This window comes from [Brevibacterium] flavum, from assembly GCF_019317305.1.
Lineage (GTDB): Bacteria > Actinomycetota > Actinomycetes > Mycobacteriales > Mycobacteriaceae > Corynebacterium > Corynebacterium glutamicum.
On the sequence record NZ_CP079240.1, the window covers coordinates 201251 to 214386 of the forward strand.

At 56.0% G+C, this 13136-nt stretch carries 12 protein-coding genes; 11 read left to right on the plus strand and 1 reads right to left on the minus strand.

Annotation, left to right across the window (positions count from 1 at the left end; translation table 11 throughout):
* Window positions 1–12 precede the first annotated feature (12 nt).
* The 10 genes from KW808_RS00965 to KW808_RS01010 all read left to right on the plus strand — a co-directional run bounded on the left by KW808_RS00965 (window position 13) and on the right by KW808_RS01010 (window position 10728).
* Entirely contained in the window at window positions 13–1527 is a 1515-nt protein-coding gene (locus KW808_RS00965) for a CoA-acylating methylmalonate-semialdehyde dehydrogenase (protein ID WP_003862466.1), read from the plus strand.
* A 20-nt stretch (window positions 1528–1547) separates the two neighbouring features.
* Window positions 1548–2438 carry a 5-deoxy-glucuronate isomerase gene (gene iolB / locus KW808_RS00970; RefSeq protein ID WP_003862468.1) on the plus strand — a complete coding sequence of 297 codons (891 nt, stop codon included), beginning with the start codon at window positions 1548–1550 and terminating at the stop codon, window positions 2436–2438.
* 6 nt (window positions 2439–2444) lie between these two features.
* Window positions 2445–4358 carry a 3D-(3,5/4)-trihydroxycyclohexane-1,2-dione acylhydrolase (decyclizing) gene (gene iolD / locus KW808_RS00975; protein ID WP_003857130.1) on the plus strand — a complete coding sequence of 638 codons (1914 nt, stop codon included), beginning with the start codon at window positions 2445–2447 and terminating at the stop codon, window positions 4356–4358.
* A 40-nt stretch (window positions 4359–4398) separates the two neighbouring features.
* Window positions 4399–5355: a sugar phosphate isomerase/epimerase family protein gene (locus KW808_RS00980; RefSeq protein WP_003857128.1), complete on the plus strand. Its 957-nt coding sequence runs from the start codon at window positions 4399–4401 to the stop codon at window positions 5353–5355.
* 30 nt (window positions 5356–5385) lie between these two features.
* Window positions 5386–6399, plus strand: a complete 1014-nt coding sequence (locus KW808_RS00985) for a Gfo/Idh/MocA family protein (RefSeq protein ID WP_003862470.1) — start codon at window positions 5386–5388, stop codon at window positions 6397–6399.
* Window positions 6400–6411: 12 nt separating this feature from the next.
* Window positions 6412–7284, plus strand: coding sequence for a sugar phosphate isomerase/epimerase family protein (locus KW808_RS00990; protein ID WP_003862472.1), 873 nt, complete (start codon window positions 6412–6414; stop codon window positions 7282–7284).
* 93 nt (window positions 7285–7377) lie between these two features.
* Complete coding sequence (locus tag KW808_RS00995; RefSeq protein WP_003862474.1) at window positions 7378–8739, plus strand: MFS transporter; 1362 nt, start codon at window positions 7378–7380, stop codon at window positions 8737–8739.
* A gap of 27 nt (window positions 8740–8766) precedes the next feature.
* Entirely contained in the window at window positions 8767–9792 is a 1026-nt protein-coding gene (locus KW808_RS01000) for a Gfo/Idh/MocA family oxidoreductase (RefSeq protein WP_003862476.1), read from the plus strand.
* Between the two features lie 127 nt (window positions 9793–9919).
* Complete coding sequence (locus KW808_RS01005; RefSeq protein ID WP_003857119.1) at window positions 9920–10378, plus strand: prevent-host-death protein; 459 nt, start codon at window positions 9920–9922, stop codon at window positions 10376–10378.
* Between the two features lie 2 nt (window positions 10379–10380).
* Window positions 10381–10728: a hypothetical protein gene (locus tag KW808_RS01010; protein WP_003862478.1), complete on the plus strand. Its 348-nt coding sequence runs from the start codon at window positions 10381–10383 to the stop codon at window positions 10726–10728.
* A gap of 33 nt (window positions 10729–10761) precedes the next feature.
* Here KW808_RS01010 and KW808_RS01015 read toward each other — a convergent pair whose 3' ends face one another.
* On the minus strand, window positions 10762–11760 hold the full coding sequence (locus tag KW808_RS01015; protein ID WP_003862480.1) for a LacI family DNA-binding transcriptional regulator: 999 nt from the start codon (window positions 11758–11760) through the stop codon (window positions 10762–10764).
* Between the two features lie 140 nt (window positions 11761–11900).
* Here KW808_RS01015 and KW808_RS01020 point away from each other — a divergent pair, with 140 nt between their 5' ends.
* Window positions 11901–13130: a Gfo/Idh/MocA family protein gene (locus KW808_RS01020; protein ID WP_499652432.1), complete on the plus strand. Its 1230-nt coding sequence runs from the start codon at window positions 11901–11903 to the stop codon at window positions 13128–13130.
* The last annotated feature ends 6 nt before the right edge of the window (window positions 13131–13136 follow it).

Genomic DNA, 13136 nt, shown 5'->3' on the forward strand with positions numbered 1-13136 from the left:
GAATTTACACACATGTCTGAACCACAAACCATCTCGCACTGGATTGACGGCGCGATTTCCCCATCCACTTCCGGCAAGACCGCTCCTGTCTACAATCCTGCAACTGGCCAGGTCACCGCCAATGTTGCGCTGGCTAGCCAGGAAGAGATCGATGCCACCATCGCTTCTGCCACCAAGGCTGCTAAGACGTGGGGCAACCTGTCTATCGCTAAGCGCCAAGCTGTGCTTTTCAACTTCCGTGAGCTGCTGAATGCTCGCAAGGGTGAGCTGGCGGAGATCATCACTGCAGAGCACGGCAAGGTCTTGTCCGATGCCATGGGTGAAATCTTGCGTGGTCAGGAAGTAGTGGAGCTTGCTACCGGTTTCCCACACCTGCTTAAAGGTGCGTTCAATGAGAATGTTTCCACCGGCATTGATGTGTATTCCTTGAAGCAGCCACTGGGTGTTGTCGGTATCATCAGCCCGTTCAACTTCCCTGCGATGGTGCCACTGTGGTTCTTCCCGATCGCGATCGCTGCAGGTAACGCAGTTATTTTGAAGCCTTCAGAGAAGGATCCTTCGGCAGCGCTGTGGATGGCTCAGATCTGGAAGGAAGCTGGTCTTCCAGACGGCGTGTTCAACGTGCTCCAGGGTGACAAGCTGGCTGTTGATGGTTTGCTGAACAGCCCTGATGTCTCCGCGATTTCCTTCGTGGGTTCCACCCCAATCGCAAAGTACATCTACGAGACTTCCGCGAAGAACGGCAAGCGCGTCCAGGCGTTGGGCGGCGCGAAGAACCACATGCTGGTGCTGCCAGATGCTGATCTGGATCTGGTTGCCGATCAGGCAATCAACGCAGGTTACGGCGCTGCCGGTGAGCGTTGCATGGCTGTTTCTGTGGTCTTGGCTATTGAATCTGTTGCCGACCAGCTCATTGAGAAGATCAAGGAGCGCATCGACACCCTGCGCATCGGCAACGGTGCCGGCGACGAGCAGGGCGAGCCGCACCTGGGCCCACTAATCACCGACGTCCACCGCGACAAGGTCGCTTCTTATGTCGACATCGCTGAGGCCGACGGTGCCAAGATCATCGTGGACGGGCGTAACTGCGCCGTAGACGGGCACGAGGAGGGCTTCTTCTTCGGCCCTACGCTTATCGACGACATCCCCCTCACGTCCCGCGCCTACACCGAAGAAATCTTCGGCCCGGTCCTCTCTGTCGTTCGTGTCGCATCCTTCGACGAGGCAATTGAGCTGATCAACTCCGGTGAATTCGGCAACGGAACCGCAATCTTCACCAACGATGGTGGAGCGGCACGCCGCTTCCAGCATGAGATCGAAGTGGGCATGATCGGCATCAACGTACCAATCCCAGTGCCTGTTGCATACCACTCCTTCGGTGGTTGGAAGAACTCCCTCTTCGGTGACGCCAAGGCATATGGCACCCAAGGTTTTGATTTCTTCACCAGGGAAAAGGCGATCACCAGCCGTTGGCTCGACCCAGCAACCCACGGTGGCATTAACCTCGGTTTCCCACAGAACGATTAATTGAAGGAGAGCACAGGACTATGCGTTGGTTCCATAAGAAGGGCGAATTGGCCCGAGATGGTTGGCAAAGCGTTGTCGATGCCACCACCCCAGGTTGGGAATACACCGGCATCCGCATTGCCGAACTGGGCAGTGGTGAATCGCTTGAACTAAATGACACTGGTGTGGAACGCATCTTCATTCCACTTCAGGGCAGCTTCGATGTTGCCCACCATGGTCAGGTGACCCATCTTCACGGAAGAAAGTCAGTCTTTGATGGACCAACCGATGTGCTCTACCTCCCCACTGGACAAACAGCAACGCTCAGTGGTCAGGGACGAGTCGCCGTGGCGGAAGCTCCCACTCAGGAACCCAAGGAGTGGAAGTACATCGCTCCAGCAGAAACTCCTGTGGAGTTGCGTGGAGCTGGCCGCTCGAGCCGACAAGTCCACAACTTTGGCACCCCGGAAGCTCTCGATGCTGCTCGACTAATCGTGTGTGAAGTAATCACCCCAGGTGAAAACTGGAGCTCTTACCCTCCACACAAGCATGATGAGCACATCCCAGGACACGAGTCCAAGCTGGAGGAAATCTACTACTTCGAAAGCGCCCCATCGCGAGTTGGTGGCAGGGCCGAAGCAGCAGAAGGAGCTTTCGGAATGTTTTCCACCTACTCCTCACCAGCGGGGGAGATCGATATCAACGCCATGGTGTACAGCGGCGATATCGCGCTAGTTCCTTTCGGATACCACGGCCCTGCCGTGGCAGCACCTGGCTATGACTTGTACTACCTCAACGTCATGGCAGGACCTGATCCGGAGAGAATCTGGCTGATTAACGATGACCCAGCGCACGCCTGGGTTCGAGATACATGGACCGGGCAAGCATTTGATGATCGCTTGCCATATGAGAACGCAAACAAGGAGGGATAAAATTTCATGGCTGAAACGAAGAGAATGACAGTTAGCCAGGCACTGGTTGAATTCCTTGGTCACCAGTGGACTGTCGACGGCGATATCCGTGAGCGCACCATTCCAGGCATGTTCGGAATTTTCGGACACGGAAACGTTGCTGGCATTGGCCAGGCACTCAAGCAGTACAACGTTGAACAACCTGAGCTCATGCCGTACTACCAGGCTCGTAATGAGCAGGCGATGGTGCACCAGTCTGTTGGATATGCACGCATGCACCGCCGTCGTGGCACATACGCATCTGCCGCATCTGTTGGACCCGGCGCGACCAACCTGTTAACCGGTGCGGCTCTTGCTACCACCAACCGTTTGCCAGCGTTGCTGCTGCCTAGTGATACTTTTGCCACCCGCGTGGCGGATCCAGTGTTGCAGCAGTTGGAGCAGCCATGGGATATCGGGCTGACGGTTAATGATGCTTTCCGCCCTGTGTCTAAGTTCTTTGATCGGGTGCAGCGCCCGGAGCAGTTGTTTTCTATTGCGTTGGCTGCGATGCGTGTGTTGACCGATCCAGCGGAAACTGGTGCGGTGACCATTGCACTTCCAGAAGATGTGCAGGCTGAAATGCTCGATGTGCCGGTGGAGTTCTTGCAGGATCGTGAGTGGCACATTAGGCGCCCACGTCCAGAGCGTGCTGCGTTGGCTCGTGCGATTGAAGTCATCAAAAACGCTAAGAATCCGATGATCATTGCTGGTGGCGGAGTGTTGTACTCCGATGCGGAAACGCAGCTGCAGGCACTTGTGGAGCAGACTGGCATTCCAGTGGGTACCTCCCAAGCTGGTGGTGGCGTGTTGGCGTGGGATCATGCACAAAACCTCGGTGGTGTGGGTGCCACCGGAACATTGGCTGCTAACCGCATTGCGGGTGATGCTGATGTGATCATCGGTATCGGTACTCGCTACAGCGATTTCACCACCGCATCTCGTACTGCGTTCCAGAACCCTGATGTCACCTTCATCAACATCAATATCGCTTCCTTTGATGCCTACAAGCACGGCACTCAGCTGCCAGTGATTGCCGATGCACGCGAAGCAATCGTGGAGCTTGCTGAAGCTTTGCAGGGATTCACTGTGTCTCAGGACTTTGCACAGCGCATTGCAGAGGAAAAGGCTGCGTGGGACGCAGAAGTAGATAAGTCTTTTGCCCCCTCCGGTCTTGCGCTGCCTGGACAGCCGGAGATCATTGGCGCGGTGCAGGCGTCGACAAGCGAAAAAGACGTCATTGTGCAGGCTGCTGGATCCTTGCCTGGTGACCTGCACAAGCTGTGGCGTGTGCGCGATGCGCTGGGCTACCACGTGGAATATGCGTTCTCGTGCATGGGCTATGAAATCGCGGGCGGTATCGGCGCGAAGCGTGGCCTCGATGCCGCAGGCGATGACCGCGATGTGGTGATCATGGTTGGTGACGGCTCGTACCTCATGCTCAACACTGAGCTGGTCACCGCGGTTGCGGAAGGCATCAAGGTGATTGTGGTGCTCATCCAAAACCACGGCTACGCCTCCATCGGCCACCTGTCTGAAACTGTCGGTTCGCAGCGTTTTGGTACCTGGTACCGCGAATACGACGCTGACGCGAAGAACTTCCAGGGCGAGCAGATTCTGCCTGTCGACCTGGCGATGAACGCACGCAGCTACGGCATGGATGTCATTGAAGTGGAACCAAGCGCGAATGCGATCGAGGATCTCAAAGCAGCGATGGCAACCGCGAAGGCTTCGGAGAAATCCACCTTCATCCACATCAACAGCGATCCGTTGATCTACGCACCAGACGGTGCTGGTTGGTGGGACGTGCCGGTGTCGGAGACGTCCACTCTGGATAGCACCAACGCGGCTCGTGAAGATTACCTGAAAAACCAAGCCCTCCAGCGTCCGCTGCTCGGCTAAATCAGTTGGCTAAACCAAAACGTATTTAAGGAGAAACACCATGACCACTTCTGTACCTGCATCCACCAAAGCTTCATCTGTGGCTGGCGAAAACCCAGGCCTGCGCATCGGCACCGCACCTGACTCCTGGGGTGTGTGGTTCCCAGAGGATCCAAAGCAGATCCCTTGGGAGCGCTTCCTCGACGAGGTCGTCAAAGCTGGCTACACCTGGATCGAGCTTGGCCCATACGGCTACCTGCCAACCGATGCCAACCAGCTTGAAGATGAACTGGGCAAGCGCGGCCTGAAGCTGTCCGCTGGCACCGTGTTCACCGGATTCCACAAGGGTGAAGAGCAGTGGAAGCGCGCCTGGGATCAGGCACTCGACGTTGCAGGTCTGGCCTCCAAGTTGGGCGCTGAGCACCTCGTTGTCATCCCTGACCTGTGGCGCTCCGACGCAACCAGCGAAGTACTGGAAGCTCGCACCCTTGATGATGAGAAGTGGGCAAAGCTTGCCGCCGGCCACGACCGCCTGGGAAAGGCGCTGCTGGAGGAATTCGGCATGAAGCAGCAGTTCCACTCCCACGCTGACAGCCACATCGGCACCACCCGCGAAGTACTGCGCTTCCTGGAAGAAACCGATGCTCGCTACACCAACCTCTGCCTTGATACCGGCCACTTCGCCTACTACGGCGGCGACAACGTCAAGCTCATTGAGCAGCACCCAGAGCGCATCGGCTACCTGCACCTCAAGCAGGTCGATCCGACTTTGCTTTTCGACGTACTAAAGAACGACACTCCATTTGCCGAAGCCGTAACCCAAGGCATCATGATCGAACCACCACACGGCATCCCAGACTTGGCCCCAATCATCGAAGCTGTCTCCAAGATCGACTCCGAGATCTTCGCCATTGTGGAACAAGACATGTACGGCTGCGACATTGACTACCCATTCCCAATCGCTGAGCGCACCCGCAAGCATATCTTCGGCTGCACCCACTTCGCACGCGTCAACTAATCACACTTATTTTTAAGGAGTACAAGAATTATGAGCAAGAGCCTTCGCGTTGGAGTTGTCGGTGCAGGAGCCATGGGCGCTGACCACATCGATCGCATCAACAACCGCACCTCTGGTGCACATATCTCCGCCATCATTGAGCCAGACGCAGCACGTGCCGCCGCAGCTGCAGAAGACGCGCCGGGTGCACAGGCCTTCACTCGCATTGAAGATGCTATCGCAGCCGATGCTGTCGACGCAGTGCTGATCGCCGTACCAGGTCAGTTCCATGAGCCAGTACTTGTCCCAGCACTGGAGGCAGGCCTTCCCATCCTGTGTGAAAAGCCACTGACCCCAGATTCTGAATCCTCACTGCGCATCGTCGAGCTGGAGCAGAAGCTGGACAAGCCGCACATCCAGGTTGGTTTCATGCGCCGCTTCGACCCTGAGTACAACAACCTGCGCAAACTGGTGGAATCCGGCGAAGCTGGTGAACTGCTCATGCTCCGCGGCCTGCACCGCAACCCAAGCGTTGGTGAGAACTACACCCAGTCCATGCTGATCACCGACTCCGTCGTCCACGAATTCGATGTCATCCCATGGCTCGCAGGCTCCCGAGTTGTCTCCGTTGAAGTGAAGTACCCAAAGACCTCCTCACTGGCGCACTCCGGTCTCAAGGAACCAATCCTGGTGATCATGGAGCTCGAAAACGGCGTGCTTGTCGACGTAGAGATGAACGTAAATATTCAATTCGGATACCAGGTAGCAACCGAAGCGGTCTTTGAAAAGGGACTTGCCCGCATCGGCCAGCCATCCGGAATGCAGCGCTGGCGCGACGGTGAATTCCTGATCAACGAACACACCGATTTCACCACCCGTTTCGCTACCGCCTACGACCGCCAGATCCAGAGCTGGGTCGACGCAGTCCACGAAGGCACCCTGGTCGCAGGCCCTAACGCATGGGATGGTTACCTGGTTGCACTGTCATGCGAAGCTGGTGTCAAGGCACTCGACGGCGGCGTCATCCCAGTTGATGCGGCACCTCGCCCAGATTTCTACGCTTAAGGAGTTTTGAACGTGGTTCGTATTGCTCTTGATCCCACCCCCTTCCACCATGATTACGATCTGTTGGATTTCCCCGACGTCACCGCACGTTTGGGATATGAATACATGCAGCTGACCCCTCATGTAGATTTCGGTCCTTTCTTCCGCCACCCCAAGGCAGACGATGATCTCGTGGCAGCCCTGAAAAAGCGTGCCAAGGATGCCGGAGTCACCATTCCTGCGCTGTTGCCAGTGCAGCGTATTTCCTGGCCGGAGGAAACCCAGCGTGTTGCAGCAGTACGCAACATCAAGCGCATCATCCAGTTGGCCGTTGATCTGGAAGTAGACACCCTCAACACGGAGTTTTCTGGACGCCCAGAACGCTCCGAGGATTCCGAAGATGCCTTCTACCGCTCCATGGAAGAACTCCTGCCAATCCTGGAAAAAGAGGGCATCAAGTTCAACATCGACCCACACCCTGATGATTTCGTGGAAAACGGTATTGAAGCATGGCGAGTCATCCGCGGCCTGAACTCCAAGCAGGTGGGCTTTGTCTACGTGGCACCCCACTCATTCCACATGGGTGACCAGGCCGAAGCAATTCTGCCAGCAGTAGGGGAGCGCCTTGGCGCCGTCTACCTGTCCGATACCTTCGACCACCACAAATCCCACGGACTGCGCTACATCACCAACCCTCCAGGCAACGCAGTGCGCGTGCACCAGCACCTGAAAATCGGTGATGGCGATGTGAACTTCGAAGAGATCTTCGGCCTGCTGCGCTCCACCGGTTACCTCGACCGCGAAGACGCACTGCTGGTCTCTAACGTGTTTGCAGAAGATGAAGCAGCAGATGAAGTATCCCGCTACCAGCTGGAGAAAATCCGCTCACTCATCGAGAACGCATAGAGTTATCTCGAAACTACCAAGACGGTTTCTTTTCTTTAGATCTAAGGAGGAGAGACCGTCTTTCACCCTTTCATCTGATTGGACATCGACGCCATGCGCAATGATCGGTCCTTTAGCGTTCCCATTGCGCTGCTTGCCGCGGGAGCACTGTTTCTAGAAATCCTCGACGGCACCATCCTGACAACCGCAGTCCCAGCTATTGCTCGTGACTTCGGTATCGACGCCGTGGATGTCAGCATCGCCCTGGTTGCGTACTTGGCAGCCGCAGCTGCTGGTATTCCGGCTGCAGGGTGGCTGGCGGATCGATTTGGTGTGCGCAAAGTGCTATTACTGGCGCTGACTGTTTTTACTGCTGCCTCCTTGGTGTGCGCCATCGCGCCGGGGCTGACCGTGCTCACTGGAGCTCGTGTCATCCAAGGGCTTGGTGGTGCTCTACTAGTCCCAGTCGGGCGATTAGCGGTGATTCGAGGAACTGACCCCAAGGATCTCCTCGATGCCATCGCGTTTTTAACGTGGCCGGCTCTGGTTGCCCCAGTGATTGCCCCACTTCTGGGAGGCCTGATTGCCGACACCATTGGTTGGCGATGGATCTTCCTACTCAACGTGCCTTTAGGAATCGTCGCGATCATTGCTGGACTATTCATCCTGCCCAAGCACACCGCAGTGGAAGTCAAACGTTTTGATCTCCCAGGTTTCCTCGGCGCAATGCTAGTGATGGTGGGGCTGACCGTGGCTGCTGAATTAATTTCCAGGGGAAGCCCGGCCGAACTCGTTGTTGCCGGGTGCTTGATTTTCAGTGCAGCAATCGTGTGCGGTTTTGTAGTGCGCTGGCTACGAGTTCCAGGCAGGCTTTTTGATCTCAGCATCATGCGCATCCCAGGCTTCCGGGTAGGTAATTCCTCCGGCAGTGTCTACCGCTTGGTAATCACCGCAGCACCATTCATGTTCACCCTGCTCTTCCAGGTGGCGTTTGGGTGGTCTGCAACATTAGCGGGTGCCATGGTGGTCGCACTATTCGCAGGAAATGTGGCCATCAAACCTTTCACCACGCCGATCATTAAGCGTTGGAATTTCAAACCAGTACTGGTCTTTTCTAACGCTGCTGGCGCCTTGGTATTGGCATCATTCTTGTTCGTTCGCGTAGATACTCCACTGGTGCTCATTGCGCTGCTGCTCTTTGTTTCGGGCGCATTAAGATCCCTCGGTTTCAGCGCCTACAACACCTTGCAGTTTGTCGATATCTCACCAGAACAAACCAGCAACGCCAACGTGTTATCAGCAACCCTGCACCAACTAGGCATGTCTTTGGGTATTGCGGTAGCAGTCATCGCCATGTCCCTTGCACCCACCGCCAACTGGGCATTCCCACTGGCAGCAGCGTTGTTCCTCATTCCTTTAATCGGCGCACTATCTTTGCCTCGCGACGGCGGTGCCCGAGCCTTTTCCTCCTCTTAGAAACCGACTTCTGAAAGGTATAAAAACATGACTATTCGAATCGGACTCGTTGGCTACGGTGTCGGCGGCAGGCTCTTTCACACCCCTTACATCCAAGCTTCTACGCACTGCGAATTAGTAGGCGTAGTTGCTCGTTCCGAAGGCACCAAAGCAGCCGTTGCAGAAGATCTTCCAGATGTTGCCATCGTGGGATCGCTGACAGAACTCCTCGAACTGGGCGTCGATGCAGTGGTGATCTCCACCCCTCCAGCCACGCGCCGGGAACTGGCCTTGGAAGCAATCAACGCAGGTGTCGCAGTGGTTGCCGATAAACCGTTTGCACCATCAGCCGCAGATGCCATGGAACTTGTCGAAGCCGCCGAAAAGGCTGGAGTGCTGCTCAACGTCTTCCACAACAGGCGCAACGACACCCACATTGTCACGGCACTGGGAATCCAAGAAGAACTTGGTGCGATGCGTGGACTGGACCTGCGACTAGACCTGATCGAACCTGATTCCTTGGAGGCAGGTCCTGAAGGTGGTTTACTGCGCGATCTGGGCTCACACGTAGTCGATCAGACCCTGGTTCTCATGGGGCCGGCTACCTCTGTCACCGCCCAACTTGGATCTATCGACCTTCCAGAAGGCCCAACCAACGCAAGGTTCCGCATCGTGTTGGAACATGAATCGGGCGCCATATCGCACATTTCTGCCAGCAAGATTGACCGCTTGGAGTCCTGGGAAATCCGCTTGGTGGGCGAGTGCGGCTCCTACGTATCCAACTACACCGACGTGCAGACCGTGGCGATCAAACAGGGACTTCGACCAACCAATGACCGCGAACACTGGGGCTACGAATCGGAGGAGCGGTGGGGCACCTTGGTTACCGATGAAGGCTCAGAGGTGATTCCTTCAGCACAAGGCGATTACACCCGCTTCTACGATGCCTTTGCCTTGGCTGTGGAAAACGGTGGCGCAGGGCCGGTGCCTGCACGTGAAGGTGTTGCAGTGCTCAAGGTGTTGGATGCTGTAGCCCAGAGCGCTGCGGAAAAACGCACCATTGAGTTGAGCTAAGGAGAAGTGCTGCTGGCTGCTAGCGGTAATTAGACGTCTGTCTCTAGGGATGCCGCATCCCGCCGGCGCTCCTAGGGTCAGCTTGTAAAACCTAGACTTCCGAATACGTTCCGAATAGGGTGGGGGTATGAGTAAGATAGTTGATCTGCGCTATCGGACCCGGCGTTCCTCGGAGTTGAGCAAACGCTCTGCTGAAGTCTTTGCCGAAGCTGAAGAACATCCCATTACTGTGACACGTCGTGATGGTGAAGCGTTGGTATTGATGTCGCAGCGCGAAGCTGACGGGCGAGCCCGCCTGCTGGAGTTGGCTGCACAGTTAATTACTGTGGCCACTGATCATCAGGGCACGTTAGCCGAACGTATGGCGAAAGTATTCCCGTGGATGCTGGCCCTGTCAGTGGCGGATCGTGAGGCGTGTGCCCGTGAGATTCTTGACGCTGCACGAGCATCGTTTGCAACCGAACAACCTCACCTCGCTCTTACTGAACTGACCTCATGGAAAGAAACAGCAGCAGCTGTTGCTGCTGGATTGAGTAACACTGATCTGCAGTGGTACGACGATCCGCATCTGGTGGAGCGTCCCTAAGCGTGGCTGGAAAGAAAAGCGAGTTAGTTCCTCGCCCGCGCAAGAAAAATGAATTCGAAATCCGCTTTGCTACCACTCACGCAGCAAAAGGGTGGCGAGATTTAGTGGCAAGCATCCGTAACCACATGGCAGAGACGTGGGATTTTTTGACCGTGACGCCGCTGTTGACCACGCCGACGAACTACCGACTTAAAGGTGAATTGGGTATCGTTCACCATAATGGGAAGGCGCATGATCGGTGGCAACATAAACCTACTGCGAAAGGGTCTGCTCGAATCTGGTTGTATGTTGAGAAGAACACTGTGTTCCTCGAGCAGGTTCATACCCATCATCCTAATGAGACGAAGTAATCCCTCTTTAGGAAGTCCAAGTATTTGGGGTAGCTATCCTCCACTTGGCGCGCACGTGCCCCGTTCAATCAGCGAGGGCTGCAACGTATGCATGATCTCCGGGTGGGGTGCCTCGGGATCAAGCATGCCCAGCAACAAGAGAGCGGCGTTGTAGCCGACGCCGATGCTGTTGTCGTCGATGGTGGTGAGGTTGATCAGTCGGGTTTGGGCGAGGGGAGTGTTGTCATATCCGATTATTGATAGATCTTCAGGTACGCGTAAACCTAGTTCACGGGCGGCACCGAGTGCTCCGATGGCGGTGATGTCGTTTGAGGAGAAAATGGCGGTGACCTCAGGGTGCTCTTTGAGTAGTGCGAGGGTTTCGGTGTACCCGGCGTGCTCAACGGCGGGGCCGAGGTAATCGTTGGAAAGCGGCTCCAGGCCATGTGCACGCATGGTTTCCTCAAAGCTTTCGAAGCGTCGTAAGCCAGCGCCGCTTCCCACGCGTAGGTGGGCGATGTGGGTGTGTCCAAGATCGATGAGGTGTTTTGTGGCTATTTCTGCGCCCCGGAAGTCATCGTTGGCCACTGAATAATGGGTGCTGGCTTGGGTGATTCTGGTGCCTGCGATGACAAATGGGGGTAGGGAATCGGGGACAGTGAAATCGGGGATGTCTTGGGCGATGATAATTCCATCGGGGCGCATTGATAGTGCACTGGTAATGGGATCGGTGCCGGCTTGAGAGGTTAATGAGTCAATGACGGACAGTCGGTACCCCTTGGGGGTGAGCACATCGCTGAGGCTTTGAATCAGGTCGATGAACCACGGATTGGAGTAGTCGTCGATAAGCACTGCAATGAGCTGCGTGCGCTTGGCCGCAAGGTCTGATGCGGCGCGATTTGGCTGGTAGTTGAGCTTTTTTATCGCGGTCTTGACCGCGGCTTCGGATTCTTTGCTCACGTTGGTGGAGCCGCGAAGCACGAGAGAAACTAGTGATTTGGAGACGCCTGCGGCTTTGGCGACGTCATAAATTGTGGGGCGGGATGTGCTCATTTTCTGCGATTTTCTCTTGAACTATTGACAGGACATTTAAACAAATATAGCTTGTGTTGGAGCGCTCCAATTGCGTAGTGGATCACAATACCGGATCCACATGGTCTAACAACACATCATCTTTTCTCGAGGAGGTCATAGTGACTCAGCAAGAACTTCGCGTAGCTGTCATTGGTGCAGGCATGGCAGGCAAAGCACACGCAGCGGGCTACCGCACCGCATCCAGCATCTACTCCACCACTCTGCCCAACATCCGTCTGGTTTCCATCGCGGATGCCAACGTGCAGCTAGCTGAAGAAACCGCAGCACGCTTCGGCTTTGAGCGCTTTGATACCTCTTGGCAGGCGATCGTTGAGGCCGATGACATCGATGTTGTCAGCGTCGTGGTGGCTAACTTCCTGCACCGCGAAATCGTGGAAGCACTTCTGGCGTCCGGCAAGCATGTGCTGTGCGAGAAGCCACTGTCAGACACCATCGAAGATGCAGAAGCCATGATTGAGGCAGCCGGCCGTGCAGCAACAAATGGCACCATCGCCCGCATCGGACTGACCTACCGCCGTTCCCCAGGCGTGGCACACATCCGTGATCTCGTGCAGTCCGGCGAGCTTGGCAAGGTTCTACACGTCACCGGCCACTACTGGACCGACTACGGATCCAACGCACAGGCACCAATCAGCTGGCGTTACAAGGGGCCAAACGGCTCCGGCGCACTGGCAGATGTGGGAAGCCACCTCACCTACCTGGCAGAATTCGTTGCAGGATCTGACTTCGCCGACGTCCGTGGTGGCCAGTTGTCCACCGTGATCACCGAGCGCCCCAAGCCACTCGGCGCGATTGTCGGCCACGAAGGCGGCGCAGTTTCCGATGAATACGAAGCAGTGGAAAATGATGACATTGCATCATTCTCCGGATCCTTCATCAGTGGCGGAACCGCAACCCTCCAGGTCAGCCGCATTTCCCAGGGACACCCAAACACCCTAGGTTTTGAAGTGTTCTGCGAAAAGGGCTCCGTGCTCTTTGATTTCCGCAACTCAGGCGAATTCAAAATTTTCACCCCAGCAACCTCCGGTGACATCAGCCAAGAAGCCGGCTACCGCACCATCACCATCGGACCAAAGCACCCATACTGGCGCGGCGGCCTTGCAATGAATGCACCAGGCGTGGGAATTGGCCAAAACGAAGGCTTCGTTTTCCAGGCACGTGCATTCCTCGAAGAAATCGCCGGAATTCCTGAAGAGGAAAGCTTGCCACGCTGCGCAACTCTGGAAGAAGGACTGCACAACATGCAGCTCATTGACGCCGTAGCTCAGTCCGCAGCAGCCGATGGCGCAACCGTTGCAGTCCCCGTCCTGGCACCAGTTCAAAACTAACAAGAA

Coding starts and splice junctions, on each gene's coding strand:
- KW808_RS00995 (WP_003862474.1), top strand. CDS start 7,378: ATGCGCAATGATCGGTCCTTTAGCGTTCCCATTGCGCTGCTTGCCGCG.
- KW808_RS00965 (WP_003862466.1), top strand. CDS start 13: ATGTCTGAACCACAAACCATCTCGCACTGGATTGACGGCGCGATTTCC.
- iolD (WP_003857130.1), top strand. CDS start 2,445: ATGGCTGAAACGAAGAGAATGACAGTTAGCCAGGCACTGGTTGAATTC.
- iolB (WP_003862468.1), top strand. CDS start 1,548: ATGCGTTGGTTCCATAAGAAGGGCGAATTGGCCCGAGATGGTTGGCAA.
- KW808_RS01015 (WP_003862480.1), bottom strand. CDS start 11,760: ATGAGCACATCCCGCCCCACAATTTATGACGTCGCCAAAGCCGCAGGC.
- KW808_RS01000 (WP_003862476.1), top strand. CDS start 8,767: ATGACTATTCGAATCGGACTCGTTGGCTACGGTGTCGGCGGCAGGCTC.
- KW808_RS00985 (WP_003862470.1), top strand. CDS start 5,386: ATGAGCAAGAGCCTTCGCGTTGGAGTTGTCGGTGCAGGAGCCATGGGC.
- KW808_RS01005 (WP_003857119.1), top strand. CDS start 9,920: ATGAGTAAGATAGTTGATCTGCGCTATCGGACCCGGCGTTCCTCGGAG.
- KW808_RS00980 (WP_003857128.1), top strand. CDS start 4,399: ATGACCACTTCTGTACCTGCATCCACCAAAGCTTCATCTGTGGCTGGC.